The following is a 20,043-nucleotide window of genomic DNA, read 5'->3' on the forward strand; positions in this document are numbered from 1 at the left end:
CCTTGAATGGCGATCGAGTACCGGATAACCCTCGACGACGAACACACGTTCAGCTACCAGATCGAACTCGATCGCGACCCGCGACCCGCAGCGGACAAATTGCCCGCCTGGACGCGGCTGGATTACCAGCAATGCGGCAACTGTCCGCTGAGCAAGGCCGAGCACGTGCATTGTCCGGCGGCGGTCGATCTGCACCGAGTCATTGAGGATTTCCAGGGATTGCCGGCCGTGACCCGGGCCTTCGTTTGGGTGCGCACCCCGGAGCGCGAATACAGCAAGCAGGTGGGGCTGGAAGAAGGTCTGCGCTCGCTGCTTGGCGTGATCATGGCGACCAGCGCCTGCCCGGTGCTGGCGCGCCTGCGACCCATGGCCCAGCAGCACCTGCCGTTCGCCAGCAACCGCGAATTCATCCTGCGCGCCGTGGCCCTGTACCTGGCGCGCCAGTACTTCAACAGCCGTGAAGGTCGCCGCCCCGACTGGGAACTGCGCGGCCTGGTGAAGGCGTTCCAGCAGCTGCAACTGGTCAATCAGGCCTTCTGGCAACGGATTCACGCCACTTGTGAGGGCGACTCCAACCTCAAGGCATTCCTGACCTTCTTCTCCATGGCCAACAGCATGACGGTGTCGCTGGAAACCCAGCTGCACAAGATCCGGCCGCTGGTGATGAGTGCCGGGGAGGGCGGGGAGTAAAGCGCGGACCTGTAGGAGCGACTTCAGTCCCGAGCTTTTGGGTGCGACTGCACCCAGGCATCGTGGCTAAAGCCGCCCCCACACAAGGCCTTCCCCTATTCCTCTTTCTTCAGGCGCACCGCCAGCACATCGCACGGCGCGCCGTGCAGCAGGTCGTTGGCGGTTGAGCCGAGCAGCAGGGCCAGGCCGTGGCGGCCGTGGCTGCCGACCACGATCAGGTCGCAGCCCTGCTCGATGGCCAGGCGGTGAATTTCCTGGCGCGGCTGGCCGTACGCGAGGTGGCGCTGGTCAGCCGGCAGCATGTCGCCGTAGCGTCCGGTGAAGGTATCCAGGCGTTCGCGCGCCTGGTCGAACTGCTGCTGCTGCAGCATCGACAGGTCCATCGGTACGTCTCCGCCGAAGGCCATGGCCATGGGCTCGACGATGTGCACGATCGACAGCCGGGCATTGTGGCTGCGTGCCAGGGTGGCGGCGCGTTCCACCACCGGATGGCATTCCTCTGCCAAGTCGATGGCGACCAGTATGTGCTGGTACTGCATGATCATTTCCTCCTGGAATGCCGGGTCATTCACCATTGCGGCAAGTATGGCTCCGGCCGGGGTTTCATGATGATTTCTCGAACGGGTTGCTAACGTTCACCACAAAGCGGGCTGAATGCTAGCAGAATGCGATTGGCCGGTGCGGTATGCGGGAATGCGCAGAGCGCCAATTGACAAGCCGGGCCTTTTGCAGGAAGGTTGGCACACCCGAATCAAACGATCGTATGAATTGAGCGTTTGCCTTGCACTGCTCTATTACGCACGACTCCATGCATCGACGGGTGTGCCGGTAAACACGCCGCGACAGGCACTAACCTGTGGTATCCGGCGATCGATGTATAACAGTTCAGCTTCCATACCTGGAGATCAGTTGATGATTTACGAAGGTAAAGCCATCACGGTTAAGGCTCTTGAGGGCGGCATCGTCGAATTGAATTTCGACCTCAAGGGTGAGTCCGTCAACAAGTTCAACCGCCTCACCCTGAACGAGCTCCGTCAGGCCGTCGATAGCATCAAGGCCGACGCCTCCGTCAAGGGCGTGATCGTGACCAGCGGCAAGGACGTGTTCATCGTCGGCGCCGACATCACCGAATTCGTCGACAACTTCAAGCTGCCCGAGGCTGAACTGGTCGCCGGCAACCTCGAAGCCAACAAGATCTTCAACGATTTCGAAGACCTGGCTGTTCCCACCGTGGTTGCCATCAATGGCATCGCCCTGGGCGGCGGTCTGGAAATGTGCCTGGCCGCGGATTACCGCGTAATGGCCGAAAGCGCCAAGATCGGTCTGCCGGAAGTGAAGCTGGGCATCTACCCGGGCTTCGGCGGCACCGTGCGTCTGCCGCGTCTGATCGGTACCGACAACGCCATCGAGTGGATTGCCGGCGGCGCCGAGAACAAGGCCGATGCTGCCCTCAAGGTGCGCGCCGTCGATGCCGTGGTTGCCGACGACAAGCTGCGTGATGCCGCCCTGGATCTGGTCAAGCGCGCCATCGCTGGCGAGCTGGACTACAAGGCCAAGCGCCAGCCCAAGCTGGAAAAGCTCAAGCTCAACGCCATCGAGCAGATGATGAGCTTCGAGACCGCCAAGGGCTTCGTGGCCGGCAAGGCGGGCCCGAACTATCCGGCCCCGGTGGAAGCCATCAAGACCATCCAGAAGGCGGCCAACATGGGCCGCGACAAGGCGCTGGAAGTCGAAGCTGCCGGTTTTGCCAAGCTGGCCAAGACCTCGGTCGCCGAAAGCCTGATCGGTCTGTTCCTCAACGACCAGGAACTGAAGAAGAAAGCCAAGGGCTACGACAAGCAGGCCCGCGACGTACAGCTGGCGGCAGTGCTCGGCGCCGGCATCATGGGGGGCGGCATCGCCTACCAGTCGGCCGTCAAGGGCACCCCGATCCTGATGAAGGATATCCGCGAAGAGGGTATCCAGATGGGTCTGAACGAGGCCTCCAAGCTGCTCGGCAACCGCGTCGAGAAGGGTCGCCTGACCGCCGCCAAGATGGCCGAGGCGCTGAACGCCATCCGTCCGACCATGTCCTACGGCGACTTCAAGAACGTCGACATCGTGGTCGAAGCCGTGGTCGAGAACCCGAAGGTCAAGCAGATCGTGCTGGCCGAAGTGGAAGACCAGGTGAAGGAAGATGCCGTGCTGGCCTCCAACACCTCGACCATCTCCATCAACCTGCTGGCCAAGGCGCTCAAGCGCCCGGAAAACTTCGTCGGCATGCACTTCTTCAACCCGGTGCACATGATGCCGCTGGTCGAAGTGATCCGTGGCGAGAAGTCCAGCGAGACCGCCATCGCCACCACCGTGGCCTATGCCAAGAAGATGGGCAAGAACCCGATCGTGGTCAACGACTGCCCCGGCTTCCTGGTCAACCGCGTGCTGTTCCCCTACTTCGGCGGCTTCGCCAAGCTGGTCAGCGCCGGTGTGGACTTCGTGCGCATCGACAAGATCATGGAGAAGTTCGGCTGGCCCATGGGCCCGGCCTACCTGATGGACGTGGTCGGCATCGACACCGCCCACCATGCCCGTGACGTGATGGCCGAGGGCTTCCCGGATCGCATGAAGGAAGAGCGCAAGACCGCCGTCGATGCGCTGTACGAGGCCAACCGCCTGGGCCAGAAGAACGGCAAGGGCTTCTACGCCTACGAGACCGACAAGCGCGGCAAGCCGAAGAAGGTGGTCGATGCATCCGTCCAGGAAGTGCTGGCCCCGATCGTCTACGAGCAGCGCGAAGTCACCGACGAGGACATCATCAACTTCATGATGATCCCGTTGTGCCTGGAAACCGTCCGTTGCCTGGAAGACGGCATCGTCGAAACCGCCGCCGAAGCCGACATGGGCTTGATCTACGGCATCGGCTTCCCGCCCTTCCGCGGGGGTGCGCTGCGCTACATCGATTCCATCGGTGTGGCCGAGTTCGTGGCCCTGGCCGACAAGTACGCCGACCTGGGCGCGCTGTACACCCCGACCGCCAAGCTTCGTGAAATGGCCGCCAAGGGCCAGAAGTTCTTCGGTTAATGCGGACAGAACAGAGCGAGATATAGAGATATGAGTCTGAATCCGAGAGACGCCGTCATTGTCGACTTCGGCCGCACCCCGATGGGCCGTTCCAAGGGTGGCATGCACCGCAACACCCGCGCCGAGACCATGTCGGCGCACCTGATCAGCAAACTGCTGGAGCGCAACGACAAGATCAACCCGGCCGAGGTCGAGGATGTGATCTGGGGTTGCGTCAACCAGACCCTGGAGCAGGGCTGGAACATCGCCCGCATGGCGTCGCTTATGACCCAGATCCCGCACACCAGCGCCGGCCAGACCGTCAGCCGCCTGTGCGGTTCCTCCATGAGCGCCCTGCACACCGCCGTGCAGGCGATCCAGACCGGCAACGGCGACGTGTTCGTGGTCGGCGGGGTGGAGCACATGGGCCACGTCAGCATGATGCATGGCGTGGACCCGAACCCGCAGCTGTCCCTGTACGCCGCCAAGGCCTCGGGCATGATGGGCCTGACCGCCGAAATGCTGGGCAAGATGCACGGCATCAGCCGTGAGGCCCAGGACCAGTTCGGCGTGCGCTCTCACCAGCGCGCCTGGGCCGCCACCCAGGAAGGCAAGTTCAAGGACGAGATCATCCCGATGGAAGGTTACGACGAGAACGGCTTCCTGAAGGTGTTCGACTTCGACGAGACCATCCGTCCGGAAACCACCTACGAAGGCCTGGCTTCGCTGAAGCCGGCATTCAACCCGAAGGGTGGCACCGTGACCGCCGGTACCTCCTCGCAGATCACTGACGGCGCGTCCTGCATGATCGTGATGAGCGCCCAGCGCGCCAAGGACCTGGGCATCCAGCCGATGGCCGTTGTGCGCGCCATGGCGGTGGCCGGTGTCGACCCGGCGATCATGGGCTACGGTCCGGTGCCGTCCACCCAGAAAGCGCTCAAGCGCGCTGGTCTGAGCATGGACGACATCGATCATGTCGAGCTGAACGAAGCCTTCGCAGCCCAGGCCCTGCCGGTGCTGAAGGACCTCAAGCTGCTGGACAAGATGGACCAGAAGGTCAACCTGAACGGCGGCGCCATCGCACTGGGTCACCCGTTCGGTTGCTCCGGTGCCCGTATCTCCGGCACCCTGCTGAACGTGATGAAGCAGAATGGTGGCACCCTCGGCGTCGCGACCATGTGTATCGGTCTCGGCCAGGGCATCACCACGGTCTTCGAACGCGTCTAAGCGAACGGGATCGAAAAGACCGGGGCCTCGTGCCCCGGTTTTCTTTTTTGGTTTGTCGGTGCAAAAAGCGGGTGTGGTTTTCAGCGCGGCTGCCGATACCTGCTGACGCAAATGCATCCTGTGTTATCGGAGTGGTATCGATGCGCATAACGACTGGCGTGTATCGCCACTACAAGGGGCATGAATATCGGGTATTCGGTGTGGCCCGCCATTCGGAGAACGAAGAGGAAATGGTGATTTACCAGGCGCTGTACGGCGAATACGGCCTGTGGATCCGGCCTCTGCGCATGTTCTGCGAAACGGTCGATCTGAATGGCGAGCGCCTGCCGCGCTTCGCGCTGGTGCGGGAAGAGCCGCCCTTGATCGGACTCAAGCCGGAGTTGGAGCCTTGACGCCGGCAGCTTGACCTTGGCGTGATCGCCACTATATATAGCGGTTCCGCGCAAGGCGGCCCCTTCCTTTATTTATTTGTCAGGAATTCTCCAACCCATGGGTAAATCGCTGGTCATCGTGGAATCACCGGCCAAGGCCAAGACCATCAACAAGTATCTGGGTAGCCAGTACGTTGTGAAGTCGAGTATCGGCCACATCCGCGACCTGCCGACCAGCGGCTCGAGCGCCGCCAAGGAGCCGGCCAAGCGCGGCAAGGCCGCTGCCGAAGGCGCGACCCTCTCGCCCAAGGAGAAGGCCCGGCGGCAATTGTTCGCCCGCATGGGTGTCGATCCGGAGCACGGCTGGAAAGCCCAGTACGAAATCCTGCCCGGCAAGGAAAAGGTGGTCGAGGAGCTCAAGCGCCTGGCCAAGGATGCCGACACCATCTACCTCGCAACCGACTTGGACCGCGAAGGGGAGGCCATTGCCTGGCACCTGCGCGAATCCATCGGCGGCGATGACAGCCGCTACAAGCGCGTGGTGTTCAACGAGATCACCAAGAAGGCGATCCAGGAAGCCTTCGCCAGCCCCGGCGAGCTGGACCTGAACCGCGTCAATGCCCAGCAGGCACGCCGCTTCCTCGACCGCGTGGTCGGCTACATGGTCTCGCCCCTGCTGTGGGCCAAGATCGCCCGTGGCCTGTCCGCCGGTCGCGTGCAGTCGGTGGCGGTCAAGCTGGTGGTCGAGCGCGAGCGCGAAATCCGCGCCTTCGTCCCGGAAGAGTACTGGGAAGTCCATGCCGACCTCGGCACGGCGCGACAGGACAAGGTGCGTTTCGAAGTCGTGCGCGAACAGGGCGAGGCGTTCAAGCCGGTCAACGAGGCGCAGGCCATGGCCGCCCTGGAGCGCCTCAAGCGCTTGGCGTATCGCATCGCCAAGCGCGAGGACAAGCCAACCTCCAGCAAGCCCTCCGCGCCGTTCATTACCTCCACGCTGCAGCAGGCGGCCAGTAACCGCCTGGGCTTCGGTGTGAAGAAGACCATGATGATGGCTCAGCGCCTTTATGAGGCGGGCTACATCACCTACATGCGTACCGACTCGACCAACCTGTCGCAGGACGCCATCGCCATGGCGCGCGGTTTCATCGAGGCCGAGTACGGCTCGAAGTACCTGCCCGAAAAGCCGAACCTCTATTCCAGCAAGGAGGGTGCCCAGGAGGCGCACGAGGCGATTCGTCCTTCCGATGTCCAGTTGCGTCCGAACCAGCTGTCGGGCATGGAGCGCGACGCCGAGCGTCTCTATGAACTGATCTGGCGCCAGTTCGTGGCCTGCCAGATGCCGCCCGCCCAGTACCTGTCGACGACCGTCAGCGTGGCCGCCGGCGATTTCGAACTGCGCGCCAAGGGCCGCATCCTCAAGTTCGATGGCTATACCCGCGTGCTGCCGCAACAGAGCAAGCCGGGCGAAGACGATGTATTGCCGGATATGGCCGAGGGCGAAACGCTCGACCTGCTCAAGCTCGACCCCAGCCAGCACTTCACCAAGCCGCCGGCGCGCTTCTCGGAAGCCAGCCTGGTCAAGGAGCTGGAGAAGCGCGGCATCGGCCGGCCGTCCACCTATGCGGCGATTATTTCTACCATTCAGGAACGCGGCTACGTCACCGTGCACAACCGTCGCTTCCACGCCGAGAAGATGGGCGATGTGGTCACCGATCGCCTGTCGGAGAGCTTCGCCGATCTGATGGACTACGGCTTCACCGCTGGCATGGAAGAGCGCCTGGACGATGTGGCCCAGGGTGAGCGCGACTGGAAGAACCTCCTGGACAGCTTCTACGCCCGGTTCAGCCAGCAGCTCGCCCGCGCCGAGGCCAGCGAGGGCGGCATGCGCGCCAACCAGCCGACGCTGACCGACATCCCGTGCAAGGAATGCGGCCGCCCCATGATGATCCGCACCGCCTCGACCGGGGTGTTCCTCGGTTGCTCCGGCTACAGCCTGCCGCCGAAGGAGCGTTGCAAGTCCACCCTCAACCTGGTGCCGGGCGACGAGATCGCCGCGGACGACGAGGGGGAATCCGAGTCCCTGCTGCTGCGCAACAAGCATCGCTGCTCGAAATGCGGCACGGCGATGGATGCCTACCTGCTGGATGAAACCCGCAAGCTGCATATCTGCGGCAACAATCCGGATTGCAGTGGCTATGAGATCGAGCAGGGCCAGTACCGCATCAAGGGTTACGAAGGCCCGAGCCTGGAGTGCGACAAGTGTGGCAGCCAGATGCAGCTCAAGACCGGCCGTTTCGGCAAGTTCTTCGGCTGCACCAACGCCAGCTGCAAGAACACCCGCAAGCTGCTGAAGAGCGGCGAGGCGGCGCCGCCCAAGAGCGACCCGATTCCGATGCCGGAGCTCAAGTGCGAGAAGGTGAGCGACACCTATGTGCTGCGTGATGGCGCTTCGGGGCTGTTCCTGGCCGCCAGCCAGTTCCCCAAGAACCGCGAGACCCGCGCGCCGCTGGTGCTGGAGCTGCTGCCGCACAAGGCCGAGCTGGATCCCAAGCACCATTACCTGCTGTCCGCGCCGCCCAGTGACCCGGACGGCCGTCCGGCGGTGATCCGCTTCAGCCGCAAGAGCAAGGAGCAGTACGTGCAGTCCGAGGTGGATGGCAAGCCCACCGGCTGGCGTGCCTTCTATGCCAACGGGCAGTGGAAGGTCGAAGACAAGCGCTGAACAGGGCCGCGGCCCAGGCCGCGGCACGTACCGCAGATTACCGGAGGGCGCCGTCGTGGCCCAGGAACGCTATACCCGAACCAACCAGAAGCTCTACTTCGCCGGTCTCGCCATCAAGGCGCTGCGTGAAGCCGAACAGAGCGCCGTACTGGATGCCGCGGGTCGTGCCCAGGCCGAGCGCGAGGCGGCGCTGTTCCATCTGCACGGCGCACTGCTCGGCCTGTTGCAGGAGATCGCCGGCTTCTATCGCCTGCCCGGTGCCGATGCGCCGGCGGTGGAATCTATGCTGGGCATTGCTGTCGACTGCCCCGAACTGGCGGAGCTGCGCCAGCTGGCGGCGCGTGGCGACAGCTGGCTGTCCGCCCTGCGCGAAGCCCATGCTGCACTCTTTGTGCCGCCCCTGGCACCGCGCAAGCCGGCCGAGAATGACGGGCTGATCGTCACCAGCGCCGCGCCATCGGCGTTGCCTGTCGATGCGGGGATGCTGACGGTTTGGCAGTCCGAGCTCAAAGCCCTGGCTCTGCGCTTTCGCGAGGCGATGGTCGACAGCTGAGGGCTGGCTTGGCAGGAGCGGCCACGGCCACAGCGCCGTGTATCCCCGGCCCTTCGTCCGACCACTAGGGCAATGTCTGTCGGGCTGCTACAATGCGCGCCCTCTCGCTGGGATCGAAATTATGCCGACCGCTTTCCTGGAAATCGTCGAACTGCCTGATGGCCGAATCGCGTTGCGCCGCGCCGAAGACGAGGAAACGCTGGTGACCTTGGAGTTCTCCGCTGACGCTCGCGAATTCCTGCAGGGGCAGCACGTCGAGGTAGCCAAGGCCATGCTGAGTGCCGGACTGCAGATGGCCGGTCGACTGGTCGAAGGTGAGCTTCCCGAGTCGGATGGCCCGCGGGTTCTGCACTGAACCCGCTCAGCTCATGCGTATGTTCAGACTCTGTGCGCAGCCTTGGCGGGCTGCACGGGCCAGTGCCCGGCTTTCCTGAACCGACAGCGGCAGCCAGCTGACCACGGTATGGCTGCGCCCCAGCCGCAGGGCTTCGCAGGCGAGTTTGAAGGCTGATTGGCGGTCCCGGGCCTGCAGCAGCAGAATGCGTTCGCGGTTCAGCGAAGCGCTGCGCAGCCAGGCCGGTGTGAGCGGCGAGGGCGGGGCAATCAGTGTCAGCCAGCGGGCATCCGCTGCCTGACTCAGTTCCCGCAGGATGGGTCCCAGCAGGCTCAGGCAATGCCCGGCCGCGCCGCGCAGCGACAGTTCGCTGACATGGTCGGCGGCTTCCGCCGGTTCGCTGGCTTCCCCAAGGGGCAGCAGCAGGGGATCGAACAGGGAAGGCTGGAAACGATCGGGCATCTGCTGCTGGTACTGCATGGGAAGCTCCTTGCCGGCTAGCGGCGAATGACACCGACGCTGAGGCCTTCAATGGTCAGTTGCTGGTGCTCGAGGTCGACCTTGATGGGGGCGAACTCGGGGTTTTCCGCCAGCAGCCAGACGTGTTTGCCGTCACGCTTGAAGCGCTTGACGGTGACTTCCTCATCGAGGCGGGCGACTACGATCTGCCCGTTGCGGGCTTCCTGGGTGGCGTGAACGGCCAGCAGGTCGCCATCGAGAATGCCGGCGTCCTTCATGCTCATGCCGCGGACCCGCAGCAGATAGTCGGCGCGCGGTTTGAAAATGCCGGCATCGAGCTTGAAGGTGTCTTCGATATGCGCCTGGGCGAGGATCGGAGCGCCTGCCGCGACCCTGCCGATGACCGGTAGGCCGCCCTCGTCGCTTTCCTGTTGCTCGCCTTCGGGGATGCGGATGCCCCTGGATGCGCCGGGAATCATCTCGATGGCGCCCTTGCGGGCCAGGGCCTTGAGATGTTCCTCGGCGGCGTTGGGTGACTTGAAGCCCAGCTGCTGAGCGATCTCGGCGCGGGTAGGCGGGTAGCCGTGGCGCTCCAGGCTGTGCTTGATGAAGGCCAGAATCTCGGCTTGGCGGGGCGTCAGTTTCAGCATGTCCAGCCTCTGTGTATTTATCCAGTGGCTGGGATTATATACAGTGTTTTTGCCGCTCGCCAATCACCAGGCGCCCGGACGATCGCCGAAGTGCGCAAGTGCTGCGATGCCTGCGGCAAGTTGCCTTGACTGGGCGCAACCGAAAACGTATGTTTCAAACAAGTGTTTGTCAGGTGAATGAAGACGATGGCTCAGTCAGAAACGGTAGAGCGGATACTGGATGCGGCGGAACAGTTGTTCGCCGAAAAGGGCTTTGCCGAAACGTCGCTGCGGCTGATCACCAGCAAGGCCGGTGTCAATCTGGCGGCGGTCAACTATCACTTCGGCTCCAAGAAGGCGCTGATCCAGGCGGTATTCTCGCGCTTCCTCGGGCCATTCTGCGCCAGCCTGGAAAAGGAACTGGATCGCCGACAGGCACTGCCGGAGCATAAACCGGAACTGGAAGAGCTGCTCGAGCTGCTGCTGGAGCAGGCACTGGCCGTGAAGCCGCGTAGCGGCAATGACCTGTCGATCTTCATGCGCCTGCTAGGGCTGGCGTTCAGCCAGAGCCAGGGCCATTTGCGCAAGTACCTGGAGGAGGTCTATGGCCGGGTGTTTCGCCGCTACATGCTGCTGGTGATCGAGGCCGCGCCCAAGATTCCGCCGCTGGAACTGTTCTGGCGCGTGCATTTCATGCTCGGAGCGGCGGCCTTCAGCATGTCGGGGATCAAGGCGTTGCGCGCCATGGCGGAGAACGACTACGGCGTGCATACCTCCACCGAACAGGTCATGCGCATGATGGTTCCGTTCCTGGCCGCTGGCGCGCGCGCCGACACGGGTCTCACCGATCCGAACCTGATGGCGGCTCAGCTCAAGCCGCGCAGCAAATCCGGCAATGCGCCCGCCAAGGCCTGACCGCCGGGCGGTTGGGCTCCACGTAGGCATGCGCTAAGCTAGCGGCCTGTTTCCGGGCCGTCATGCCATGCCTGCTCTCGACTTCCTGCATATCTCGCTCGCCGATCAGTGCCTGTATGGCTTCGCTGACGGCGTGCTGTGCCTGCGCGTGCCGGTTTCCACCGCGCTCAACGGAGCGGGTGAGCGGCTGGGCAGCGGCTGCACGCCGCGCGGCCTTCATTACGTGCGGGCGAAGATCGGCGAGGGTCTGCCGGAGGGTGCGGTGCTGCGCGGTCGGCGCTGGACGGGCGAAATCTGGACGCCGGAACTGCATGCCTCTTTCCCGGCGCGCGACTGGATCCTGACCCGGATTCTCTGGCTCAGCGGCTGTGAGCCAGGGCGCAATCGGCTGGGCGAAGTGGATACCTTCCGTCGCTACATCTATCTGCACGGCACGCCGGACTGCGAGCCCTTGGGTGTGCCCGGGTCCCACGGTTGCGTACGCTTGCGCAACCGTGACCTGCTGAAGCTGTTTCCCCGCGTGCCGGCCTACTGCCCGGTGCGTATCGACGAAGCGCCGTGTCCACAGTGGGCCGGTGCACCATTGTCATAAGGATTTTTCGTGAGCACTGTTTTGCAGGGTTCCCTGATGCTGGACATCGCCGGCACCTGGCTGACCGCCGAGGATCGCCAACTGCTGCGCCAGCCGCAGGTCGGCGGGTTGATTCTGTTTGCCCGCAACATCGAATGTCCCCGCCAGATGCGTGAGTTGAGCGCCGCGATTCGCGCCCTGCGTCCCGACCTGCTGCTGGCAGTGGACCAGGAGGGCGGGCGGGTGCAGCGTCTTCGCCAGGGTTTCGTGCGCTTGCCGGCCATGCGCCGGATCGCCGAGTGCGCCCGGGCCGAGCCGTTGGCCGAGCACTGCGGCTGGTTGATGGCCACCGAGGTGCTGGCGGTCGGTCTGGATCTGAGCTTCGCTCCGGTGCTGGACCTGGATCACGGCCACAGCGCGGTGATTGGCGATCGCGCCTTCGCCAGCGACCCGGAGCGGGCGGCCCGGCTGGCACGTGCCTTCATTCGTGGCATGCGCCAGGCCGGCATGGCCGCAACTGGCAAGCACTTCCCCGGCCATGGCTGGGCCGAAGCCGATTCCCACGTGGCCATCCCCCGAGACGGGCGCAGCCTCGAACAGATCCGCGCCTGCGATCTGCAGCCCTTCGCCCGGCTGGCGCAAGACCTGGCGGCGGTTATGCCGGCGCATGTCATCTACCCGGAAGTGGATCCGCAGCCGGCCGGGTTCTCGCGTCGCTGGCTACAGGACATCCTGCGCGGCGAGCTGGGCTTCAAGGGTGTGATCTTCAGCGATGACCTGTCGATGGCCGGCGCCCACGTGGCAGGCGACGCGGCGGCACGCATCGAGGCGGCACTGACCGCAGGCTGCGACATGGGGCTGGTGTGCAATGACCGGGCCGCGGCGGAGCTGGCCTTGTCCGCCTTGCAGCGCTTGCGGGTTCAGGCGCCGCAGCGCCTGGCCAGCATGCGCGGCCGTGGTTACGCGACCTGCGAATACAAGCAGCGGCCGCGCTGGCTGAAGGCGCTGAGCGAACTTCGTAGTGCGGGATTGGTGTAGCGGCTTTTCACTAGGGGCCGTCCCACCCTCGATGCTACAGGTGGTGGCAGGGTTGTAGTGCGGTCAGCGCTGTTCTGGCCGCAAGCGCGCCGTGCCGGCGCGATGGTGGGCAAGGAAAACGTTGCCCACCCTACAGGCTTCGCGCGGGCCGGACCGCCTTATTCCGGCGTGGCACGCACCAGCAGCCCCAGGCTGGTGCCATCCACGAAGGTCAGCTCGCCCGGCTTGAGGCGGCGGTTCTGCTTGATCTGCTCGCTCTGCACGATCTGCCCTTCATTCAGCTGGTTGACCCACAGCTCGGCCTGCATTTCTACCAGGCGATCCAGGCGCAGGCGCAAGGTGCCTTGCACCGGATACTGGCCCAGCTGCGGTTCGCCTTCGCCGATCGCCACGCGGGTGGCGGTCGGGCCCAGGGTCTGGCGCCAGGCGCGGTGCATCAGCACCTCGTAGCCGTTCTCCGGTGTCAGTTTGGCCACTTCCGCGTCCAGCCGCGTACTGGCGCGCAGATCGCTGGCGCGCAGGTCGGCATTGCGAGTCCAGTCCTCCGGGGCCGGCTGGCCGCTGGCGATGGGTTCACCCTGGCGGAACAGCACCACTTCCAGATGGTAGGGCACCGGGCCGGTGCTTTCGGTGGCGGGCGCGGTCTGCGCCTGGGCCAGCGGAGCCAGCAGGGCCAGCAGCAGGGCGAAGGGACGGATTAAGCGCATCGGGCGGGTCCTTCAGGCAGGTTGTGGAGCGAGGCGTTCAAGCAGGGCCTCGAGCGTATTGAAACGTTCTTCCGGGCGCTCCATGGGCACCTGGAACTTGAACAGGGTAGCGCCTTCGAACTTGTAGCGGTTCGGCTGGCTCTGGATCAACTTGATCAGTGTGAGCGGGTCGACGCAGGTATTGGCGGAGAACTCCAGGCGCCCGCCCTGCGGACCGGCGTCGATCTTCTGGATGCCCAGTTTCTCGGCCTGCAGTTTCAACAGTGTCTGGCGGATCAGGTGCTTGGCCGGCTCCGGCAGCAGCCCGAAGCGGTCGATCATCTCCACTTGCAGTTCCTGGAGGGCGTCTTCATCCGGCGCCGAAGCGATGCGCTTGTAGAGGATGAGGCGACCGTGCACATCCGGCAGGTAGTCGTCCGGAATCAGCGCCGGGACGCGCAGGTTGATCTCGGTGCCACTGGCCAGCGGCTGGTCGAGGTTCGGCTGTTCACCCTTCTGGATGGCCTTGACTGCACGTTCGAGCATTTCCATGTACAGGGTGAAGCCCACCGCCTGGATCTGCCCGCTCTGGCCCTCGCCGAGCAGTTCGCCGGCGCCGCGGATTTCCAGATCGTGGGTGGCCAGCACGAAGCCAGCGCCCAGGTCCTGGGCGTTGGCGATGGCCTCCAGGCGCATCTGTGCGTCCTCGGTCATCTGCCGGCGCGGCGGAGTAAGCAGGTAGGCGTAGGCCTGGTGGTGGCTGCGGCCGACCCGGCCGCGCAGCTGGTGCAGCTGGGCCAGGCCGAACTTGTCGGCGCGCTCGATGATGATGGTGTTGGCGGTGGGCACGTCGATGCCGGTCTCGATGATCGTCGAGGCCACCAGCACATTGAAGCGCTTGTGGTAGAAGTCGCTCATCACCTGTTCCAGCTGGCGCTCGGGCATCTGCCCATGGCCAATGGCGATGCGCGCCTCGGGCACCAGCGCGGCCAGTTCGGCGGCGCACTTCTCGATGGTCTTCACGTCGTTGTGCAGGAAGTACACCTGGCCGCCGCGCAGCAGTTCCCGCAGCAGGGCTTCCTTGATCACTGCCGGCTGGCGCTCCATGACGAAGGTGCGCACGGATAGGCGACGCGCCGGCGGCGTGGCGATGATCGACAGGTCGCGCATGCCGGCCACCGCCATGTTCAAGGTACGCGGGATCGGCGTGGCGGTGAGGGTGAGGATGTCCACCTCGCTGCGCAGCGCCTTGAGCTGTTCCTTCTGGCGCACGCCGAAGCGGTGTTCCTCGTCGATGATCAGCAGGCCCAGGTTCTTGAAGCGGATGTCGTTCTGCAGCAACCGGTGGGTGCCGATGACGATGTCCACCTTGCCCTCGGCCAGCAGCGCGGCGGCGTCGGCGATTTCCTTGGCTGACTTGAAGCGGCTCATCACTTCGACGCGCACCGGCCAGTCGGCGAAACGGTCGCGGAAACTGTTGTAGTGCTGCTCGGCCAGCAGGGTGGTGGGCACCAGCACGGCGACCTGCTTGCCGCTGTGCACGGCGATGAAGGCGGCGCGCATGGCCACCTCGGTCTTGCCGAAGCCGACGTCGCCGCACACCAGGCGGTCCATGGGCTTGCTGGCCAGCATATCGTGGCGTACCGCCTCGATGGCCGCTTCCTGGTCGACGGTTTCCTCGAACGGGAACGCGGCGCTGAAGGTTTCGTAGTCGGCGGCAGGGTCCTTGAAGGCATAGCCCTTGCGGGCCGCGCGACGGGCATAGATGTCCAGCAGCTCGGCCGCCACATCGCGCACCTGCTCGGCGGCCTTGCGCTTGGCCTTCTGCCACTGTTCGGAGCCGAGCTTGTGCAGCGGGGCCAGTGCCTCGTCGCTGCCGGTGTAGCGGGCGATCAGGTGCAGGCTGGTGACGGGCACATACAGCTTGGCGTCGTCGGCGTACTGCAGGACGAGGAACTCGTTGCTCTGGCCGTCATAGTCCAGGGTGACCAGACCCTGATAGCGGCCGACACCGTGATCGATATGCACCACCGGGGCGCCCTCACGCAGTTCGGTGAGGTGCTTGATGACGTTGTCGCCGTGGTCGCGGGTCTTCTCCCGGCGCCGACGCTGCATGACGCGCTGGCCGAACAGCGGGCTTTCGGGAATCAGCGCCAAGTCGTCGAGCAGCAGCCCCTCGTCCAGCGGCGCGATGCAGATGTTCAGCCGTTCGCCGCTGGCCAGGAAGTCCACCCAGCCATTCACCTCGCGGGGCTTGAGCTTCAGGCGGCCGAGCAGCTCCAGCAGCGCTTCGCGACGGCCTGCCGTCTCGGCGCTGAACAGCACGCGGCCGGAATACTCCTCAAGGAAGCGGCGCAGCGCGGCCAGCGGCTCGGCGGCCTTGGCCTGCAGCGCCAGATCGGGCAGCGGCCGGGCCGGAAAGCGCTCACGGCCGACGCCGGTTTGCAGGTCCTGGCTGTCGACGACCACGCGGGGCCAGCGCTTCAGGCGGGCGAAGCAGTCCTCCACGGGAACGAAGAGTTCGGCCGGCGGCAGGACGGGGCGCTCGGGGTCCAGGCGGCGGTCCTCATGGCGGTTGCGCACGTCCAGCCAGAACTGCTCGGCGGCCTGCTCGATGCCCGGCAGAGAGAATACCTGGGTGTCTTCGGGCAGATAGTCGAACAGCGTCGAGGTTTCCTCGAAGAACAGCGGCAGGTAGTACTCGATGCCCGCCGGGGTGATGCCGGTACTCAGGTCCTGATAGATCGGGCAGCGGCGGAAATCCACATCGAAATGCTCGCGGAAACGGCCGCGGAAATCGGTGACCGACTTCTTGTCCAGCGGGAACTCGCGGCCCGGCAGCAGGCGGATCGATTCGACCTTGTCCACCGAGCGCTGGGATTCCGGGTCGAAGGTGCGCAAGGTCTCGATCTCGTCATCGAACAGGTCGATGCGGTAGGGCGTGTCGCTGCCCATCGGGAACAGGTCCAGCAGCGCGCCGCGGACGGCGAACTCGCCGTGTTCGTAGACGGTTTCCACGCACCGATAGCCGGCGGCTTCCAGGCGACCACGCATGTCCTCCACATCCAGGCGCTGGCCCACGTCCAGCACCAGGCTGCGCCCGAGCAGGAAGCGGGTCGGCGCCAGGCGATGCAGGGCGGTGTTGACCGGCACCACCAATATGCCGTGACGGATCTCCGGCAGCCGGTAGAGGGTGGCAATGCGCTGGGAAATGATGTCCTGGTGCGGCGAGAACTGGTCGTAGGGCAGGGTTTCCCAGTCGGGGAAGTGCAGCACCGGCAGGGTTGGCGCGAAGAAGGCGAGTTCTTCCTTCAGGCGCTCTGCGCTCTGGCTGTCGGGAGTCAGCAGCAGGGTAAGGCGCCGGCCGGCCGCGCTGGCGGCCTCGGCGATGGCCAGGGACAGGGCGGCGCCAGGCAGGTTGCCCCAGTGCTGTTTGCCTGCCGCGGACGGCAGGGTCGGAAGACGCAGTACGGACACGGGCGACTCGGATCGGGGAACGAAAGTCGGCAATTGTAACGTGCCGAGCCGAGGCAGGCACCGTGGATGCCGTCGGTTTGCAAGTGCGGCGCGCCGGGAGGGCTACACTGGTGCCTCGAAACGGCTGCCGATTGCCCCGTCCGTGGCTCGCCGGCATAATGTAGCCCCTTTTTTTCCGTCCTACATGTAGCGAAGGTACTGCCTGTGACTCAGAAGCCCGACCAATGTCTTGGTGAGTGGATCGACCGCGAAGCTCTGGCCGAGGCCATGATTCCGCTGATCGGTCAGCTCTACCGCAACAACAATGTGGTGACCTCGATCTTCGGTCGCGGCCTGATCAACCGTTCGGTGATCGCCATTCTCAAGGCGCACCGCTTTGCCCGTCACCGCCTGAGCGGCGAAGACGAGCTGTCGGTGCATGACAGCTACACCATCCTCAAAACCATGAGCGAGATGAACCTGGGTGCGGCGTCGGTCGACCTGGGCAAGATGGTCGCCAAGTACAAGGCAGCCGGCGGCACCGACCTGGCCACCTTCGTGCGCGAAGAATTGGCCAGCCTGGCCAACAAGCGCGGCGAGAAGCGCGAAGGCACCGATGTGGTGCTGTACGGCTTCGGGCGTATCGGCCGCCTGTTGGCGCGCATCCTGATCGAGAAGACCGGTGGCGGCGACGGCCTGCGCCTGCGCGCCATCGTCGTGCGCAAGGGCGCCGAGAACGACCTGGCCAAGCGCGCCAGTCTGCTGCGTCGCGACTCGGTGCATGGTCCGTTCGACGGCACCATCGTCATCGACGAGGCAAACAACACCATCACCGCCAACGGCAACCTGATCCAGGTGATCTATTCCAACGATCCGTCTTCGGTGGACTACACCCAGTACGGCATCAAGAACGCCCTGCTGGTGGACAACACCGGCAAGTGGCGTGACGCCGAAGGCCTGGGCCAGCACCTGAAGTGCCCGGGCGTGGATCGCGTGATCCTCACTGCCCCAGGCAAGGGTGCGCTGAAGAACATCGTGCATGGCATCAACCATGCCGAGATCACCCCCGAAGACAAGATCGTCTCCGCGGCCTCCTGCACCACCAACGCCATCGTGCCGGTGCTCAAGGCCGTCTATGACAAGTTCGGCATCGTCCATGGCCATGTCGAGACCGTTCACTCGTACACCAACGACCAGAACCTGATCGACAACTTCCACAAGGGCAGCCGCCGTGGTCGCAGCGCTCCGCTGAACATGGTGATCACCGAGACCGGCGCAGCCACCGCTGCCGCCAAGGCCCTGCCGGTGCTCAAGGGCAAGCTGACCGGCAACGCCATCCGCGTGCCCACGCCGAACGTTTCCATGGCCATTCTCAACCTGACCCTGGAAAAGGCCACCGACCGCGAGGAGATCAACGAGTACCTGCGCCAGATGGCCATGCACTCGGAGCTGCAGAAGCAGATCGACTTCGTGCAGTCCCAGGAAGTGGTGTCCACCGACTTCGTCGGTTCGCGCCATGCCGGCGTGGTCGACGCCGAAGCGACCATCTGCAACGAGAACCGTGTCGTCCTGTACGTCTGGTACGACAACGAGTTCGGCTACAGCTGCCAGGTGGTGCGCGTGATGGAAGACATGGCTGGGGTCAACCCGCCGGCCTTCCCGCGCTAACCGCTTCGCGGGCGTCACAAGGACGGGAGCTTCGGCTCCCGTTTTTCATTTGCGGTCCGTTGCTGGGGCGTGCGCGCTCAGCTTCGCTCGGCCGAGGGGCTGCTTTCGCATGCGCCTGTGCGCTGCGGCAATATGCCCCCGTTCGACGGGTTGACTGTTTTGGATCAAGAAAATAGCGCCATCCCGGTGGCCATTTTGTAGGGTGCGTCCTTATAATCGGCCGGATTTTTTAGGGGTTCGGCAGACTTTGTGCATGCGACGAAACTTCCTTTCGTCGGCAATTGGACCTTGGTCCAATGCGCAGGGATTGCCGAAGCGAAAATTTCAACTACTGGTTAGGCATCCTGATGATCAGAATAAAACGTGGGCTTGATTTGCCCATCGCCGGCGCTCCGGCGCAGCGCATCGAGCCGGCTCGGCCGGTGCGCAGCGTCGCGCTGCTGGGGCCCGACTACCACGGCATGAAACCGACCATGGCTGTTCAGGTCGGGGATCGTGTCAAGCTGGGTCAAGAGCTGTTTTCTGACAAGAAGAACCCGGGCGTGATCTACACCGCGCCGGGTGCCGGCGTGGTCAGCGCGATTCACCGGGGCGAGAAGCGCGTCCTGCTGTCCGTGGTCATCGACCTGGACGGCGATGAAACGGTGCGATTCGCTCATTACCCGGTTGAAGCGCTTGGACAGCTGAGCGACGCGCAGGTTCGCGAGAATCTGCAGCAGTCCGGCCTGTGGACGGCGCTGCGCACTCGTCCGTACAGCAAGGTGCCTGCCGTCGACGCCGTTCCCTCGTCCATCTTCGTCACTGCCATCGACACCCATCCGCTGGCTGCCGATCCGCAGGTCGTCATCGCCGATCAGGCCGATGCCTTTGCTCAGGGTCTGCAGGTGCTGGCGCGCCTGGCCAAGGTGCAGCTGTGCAAGGCCGAAGGCGTGCAGCTGCCGGGCGAGAGCCTGGCCAATGTGCACACCGCGGCCTTCGCCGGTCCGCACCCGGCCGGTCTGGCCGGCACCCATGTGCACTTCCTGGACCCGGTGAGCGCCAGCAAGAGCGTCTGGACCATCGGCTATCAGGATGTGATTGCCATCGGCAAGCTGTTCACCACCGGTGAACTGTCCGTCGAGCGCGTGGTGGCCCTGGGTGGTCCGGTCGTGACTCAACCGCGTCTGCTGCGTACCCGTCTGGGCGCGCATCTGGACGAGCTGACCGCCGGTCAGCTGAACCCGGGCAATTCCCGGGTCATCTCCGGCTCGGTGTTCGGTGGCCGTACCGCCCATGGCGCACTGGCCTACCTGGGTCGCTACCACCAGCAGGTTTCCTGCCTGGCCGAAGGCAAGGAGCGCGAAATGCTCCACTACCTGCGTGCCGGCGTGAACAAGCACTCGGTACTGAACGTTTTCGTGTCCAAGCTGATGGGCAGCAAGCTGTTCAACTTCACCACCACCACCAACGGCAGCCCGCGCGCCATGGTGCCGGTCGGCAACTACGAGGAAGTGATGCCGCTGGACATCCTGCCGACCCAGTTGCTGCGCGCCCTGATCGTCGGCGATACCGAAACCGCACAGAAGCTCGGCTGCCTGGAACTCGATGAGGAAGACCTGGCGCTGTGCAGCTATGTGTGCGCCGGCAAGTACGAGTACGGCCCCATCCTGCGGGACAACCTGACTCGCATCGAGAAGGAGGGCTAA

17 protein-coding genes are annotated in these 20,043 nt (G+C 64.5%); 12 read left to right on the plus strand and 5 right to left on the minus strand.

What is annotated here, in order from left to right:
• The first annotated feature begins 6 nt into the window (after positions 1 to 6).
• On the plus strand, positions 7 to 690 hold the full coding sequence (locus PT85_RS01650; protein WP_027589302.1) for a DUF6901 family protein: 684 nt from the start codon (positions 7 to 9) through the stop codon (positions 688 to 690).
• Positions 691 to 785: 95 nt separating this feature from the next.
• On the opposite strand, the gene PT85_RS01655 is transcribed toward PT85_RS01650, so the two are convergent.
• A complete protein-coding gene (locus tag PT85_RS01655) occupies positions 786 to 1,229 on the minus strand; it encodes a universal stress protein (protein ID WP_027589303.1) in 444 nt (147 codons plus the stop codon).
• Positions 1,230 to 1,602: 373 nt separating this feature from the next.
• Between PT85_RS01655 and fadB the strand changes: the two genes are divergently transcribed.
• The 6 genes from fadB (at position 1,603) to PT85_RS01685 (ending at position 8,957) form a co-directional block, all read left to right on the plus strand.
• Positions 1,603 to 3,750 carry a fatty acid oxidation complex subunit alpha FadB gene (gene fadB, locus PT85_RS01660; protein ID WP_039562049.1) on the plus strand — a complete coding sequence of 716 codons (2,148 nt, stop codon included), beginning with the start codon at positions 1,603 to 1,605 and terminating at the stop codon, positions 3,748 to 3,750.
• 30 nt (positions 3,751 to 3,780) lie between these two features.
• Positions 3,781 to 4,956, plus strand: coding sequence for an acetyl-CoA C-acyltransferase FadA (gene fadA, locus PT85_RS01665; RefSeq protein WP_027589305.1), 1,176 nt, complete (start codon positions 3,781 to 3,783; stop codon positions 4,954 to 4,956).
• 140 nt (positions 4,957 to 5,096) lie between these two features.
• Complete coding sequence (locus PT85_RS01670) at positions 5,097 to 5,348, plus strand: DUF1653 domain-containing protein (protein ID WP_027589306.1); 252 nt, start codon at positions 5,097 to 5,099, stop codon at positions 5,346 to 5,348.
• Between the two features lie 97 nt (positions 5,349 to 5,445).
• Positions 5,446 to 8,049 (plus strand): type I DNA topoisomerase, encoded by a 2,604-nt coding sequence (topA, locus tag PT85_RS01675; RefSeq protein ID WP_039605753.1) that lies wholly within the window; start codon positions 5,446 to 5,448, stop codon positions 8,047 to 8,049.
• Positions 8,050 to 8,104: 55 nt separating this feature from the next.
• Positions 8,105 to 8,602, plus strand: a complete 498-nt coding sequence (locus PT85_RS01680; protein ID WP_039605754.1) for a DUF6586 family protein — start codon at positions 8,105 to 8,107, stop codon at positions 8,600 to 8,602.
• A 121-nt stretch (positions 8,603 to 8,723) separates the two neighbouring features.
• The gene (locus tag PT85_RS01685) at positions 8,724 to 8,957 is read left to right on the plus strand and encodes a hypothetical protein (protein ID WP_027589309.1); all 234 of its coding nucleotides are present in this window, start codon (positions 8,724 to 8,726) and stop codon (positions 8,955 to 8,957) included.
• Between the two features lie 6 nt (positions 8,958 to 8,963).
• Here the strand turns inward: PT85_RS01685 and sulA are convergent, their stop codons facing one another.
• Together sulA and lexA are read right to left on the minus strand one after the other, a co-directional pair.
• Positions 8,964 to 9,416: an SOS-induced cell division inhibitor SulA gene (sulA, locus tag PT85_RS01690; RefSeq protein ID WP_039562053.1), complete on the minus strand. Its 453-nt coding sequence runs from the start codon at positions 9,414 to 9,416 to the stop codon at positions 8,964 to 8,966.
• A gap of 17 nt (positions 9,417 to 9,433) precedes the next feature.
• Positions 9,434 to 10,045: a transcriptional repressor LexA gene (gene lexA / locus PT85_RS01695; protein WP_027589311.1), complete on the minus strand. Its 612-nt coding sequence runs from the start codon at positions 10,043 to 10,045 to the stop codon at positions 9,434 to 9,436.
• 186 nt (positions 10,046 to 10,231) lie between these two features.
• Here lexA and PT85_RS01700 point away from each other — a divergent pair, with 186 nt between their 5' ends.
• The 3 genes from PT85_RS01700 to nagZ all read left to right on the plus strand — a co-directional run bounded on the left by PT85_RS01700 (position 10,232) and on the right by nagZ (position 12,548).
• Positions 10,232 to 10,939 carry a TetR/AcrR family transcriptional regulator gene (locus PT85_RS01700; protein ID WP_027589312.1) on the plus strand — a complete coding sequence of 236 codons (708 nt, stop codon included), beginning with the start codon at positions 10,232 to 10,234 and terminating at the stop codon, positions 10,937 to 10,939.
• A 67-nt stretch (positions 10,940 to 11,006) separates the two neighbouring features.
• On the plus strand, positions 11,007 to 11,531 hold the full coding sequence (locus tag PT85_RS01705; protein ID WP_027589313.1) for a L,D-transpeptidase: 525 nt from the start codon (positions 11,007 to 11,009) through the stop codon (positions 11,529 to 11,531).
• 21 nt (positions 11,532 to 11,552) lie between these two features.
• Positions 11,553 to 12,548, plus strand: a complete 996-nt coding sequence (nagZ, locus tag PT85_RS01710) for a beta-N-acetylhexosaminidase (protein WP_139182065.1) — start codon at positions 11,553 to 11,555, stop codon at positions 12,546 to 12,548.
• Positions 12,549 to 12,706: 158 nt separating this feature from the next.
• Here nagZ and PT85_RS01715 read toward each other — a convergent pair whose 3' ends face one another.
• Both PT85_RS01715 and mfd read right to left on the minus strand, forming a co-directional pair.
• On the minus strand, positions 12,707 to 13,255 hold the full coding sequence (locus tag PT85_RS01715; RefSeq protein WP_027589315.1) for a CsiV family protein: 549 nt from the start codon (positions 13,253 to 13,255) through the stop codon (positions 12,707 to 12,709).
• Between the two features lie 12 nt (positions 13,256 to 13,267).
• Positions 13,268 to 16,711, minus strand: coding sequence for a transcription-repair coupling factor (gene mfd / locus PT85_RS01720; RefSeq protein WP_039605756.1), 3,444 nt, complete (start codon positions 16,709 to 16,711; stop codon positions 13,268 to 13,270).
• A gap of 204 nt (positions 16,712 to 16,915) precedes the next feature.
• Between mfd and PT85_RS01725 the strand changes: the two genes are divergently transcribed.
• Positions 16,916 to 18,358, plus strand: coding sequence for a glyceraldehyde-3-phosphate dehydrogenase (locus tag PT85_RS01725; protein ID WP_027589317.1), 1,443 nt, complete (start codon positions 16,916 to 16,918; stop codon positions 18,356 to 18,358).
• Positions 18,359 to 18,705: 347 nt separating this feature from the next.
• Positions 18,706 to 20,043, plus strand: coding sequence for a Na(+)-translocating NADH-quinone reductase subunit A (locus tag PT85_RS01730; RefSeq protein WP_027589318.1), 1,338 nt, complete (start codon positions 18,706 to 18,708; stop codon positions 20,041 to 20,043).

The sequence above is a fragment of the Pseudomonas flexibilis genome (genome assembly GCF_000806415.1).
Classification (GTDB): domain Bacteria; phylum Pseudomonadota; class Gammaproteobacteria; order Pseudomonadales; family Pseudomonadaceae; genus Serpens; species Serpens flexibilis.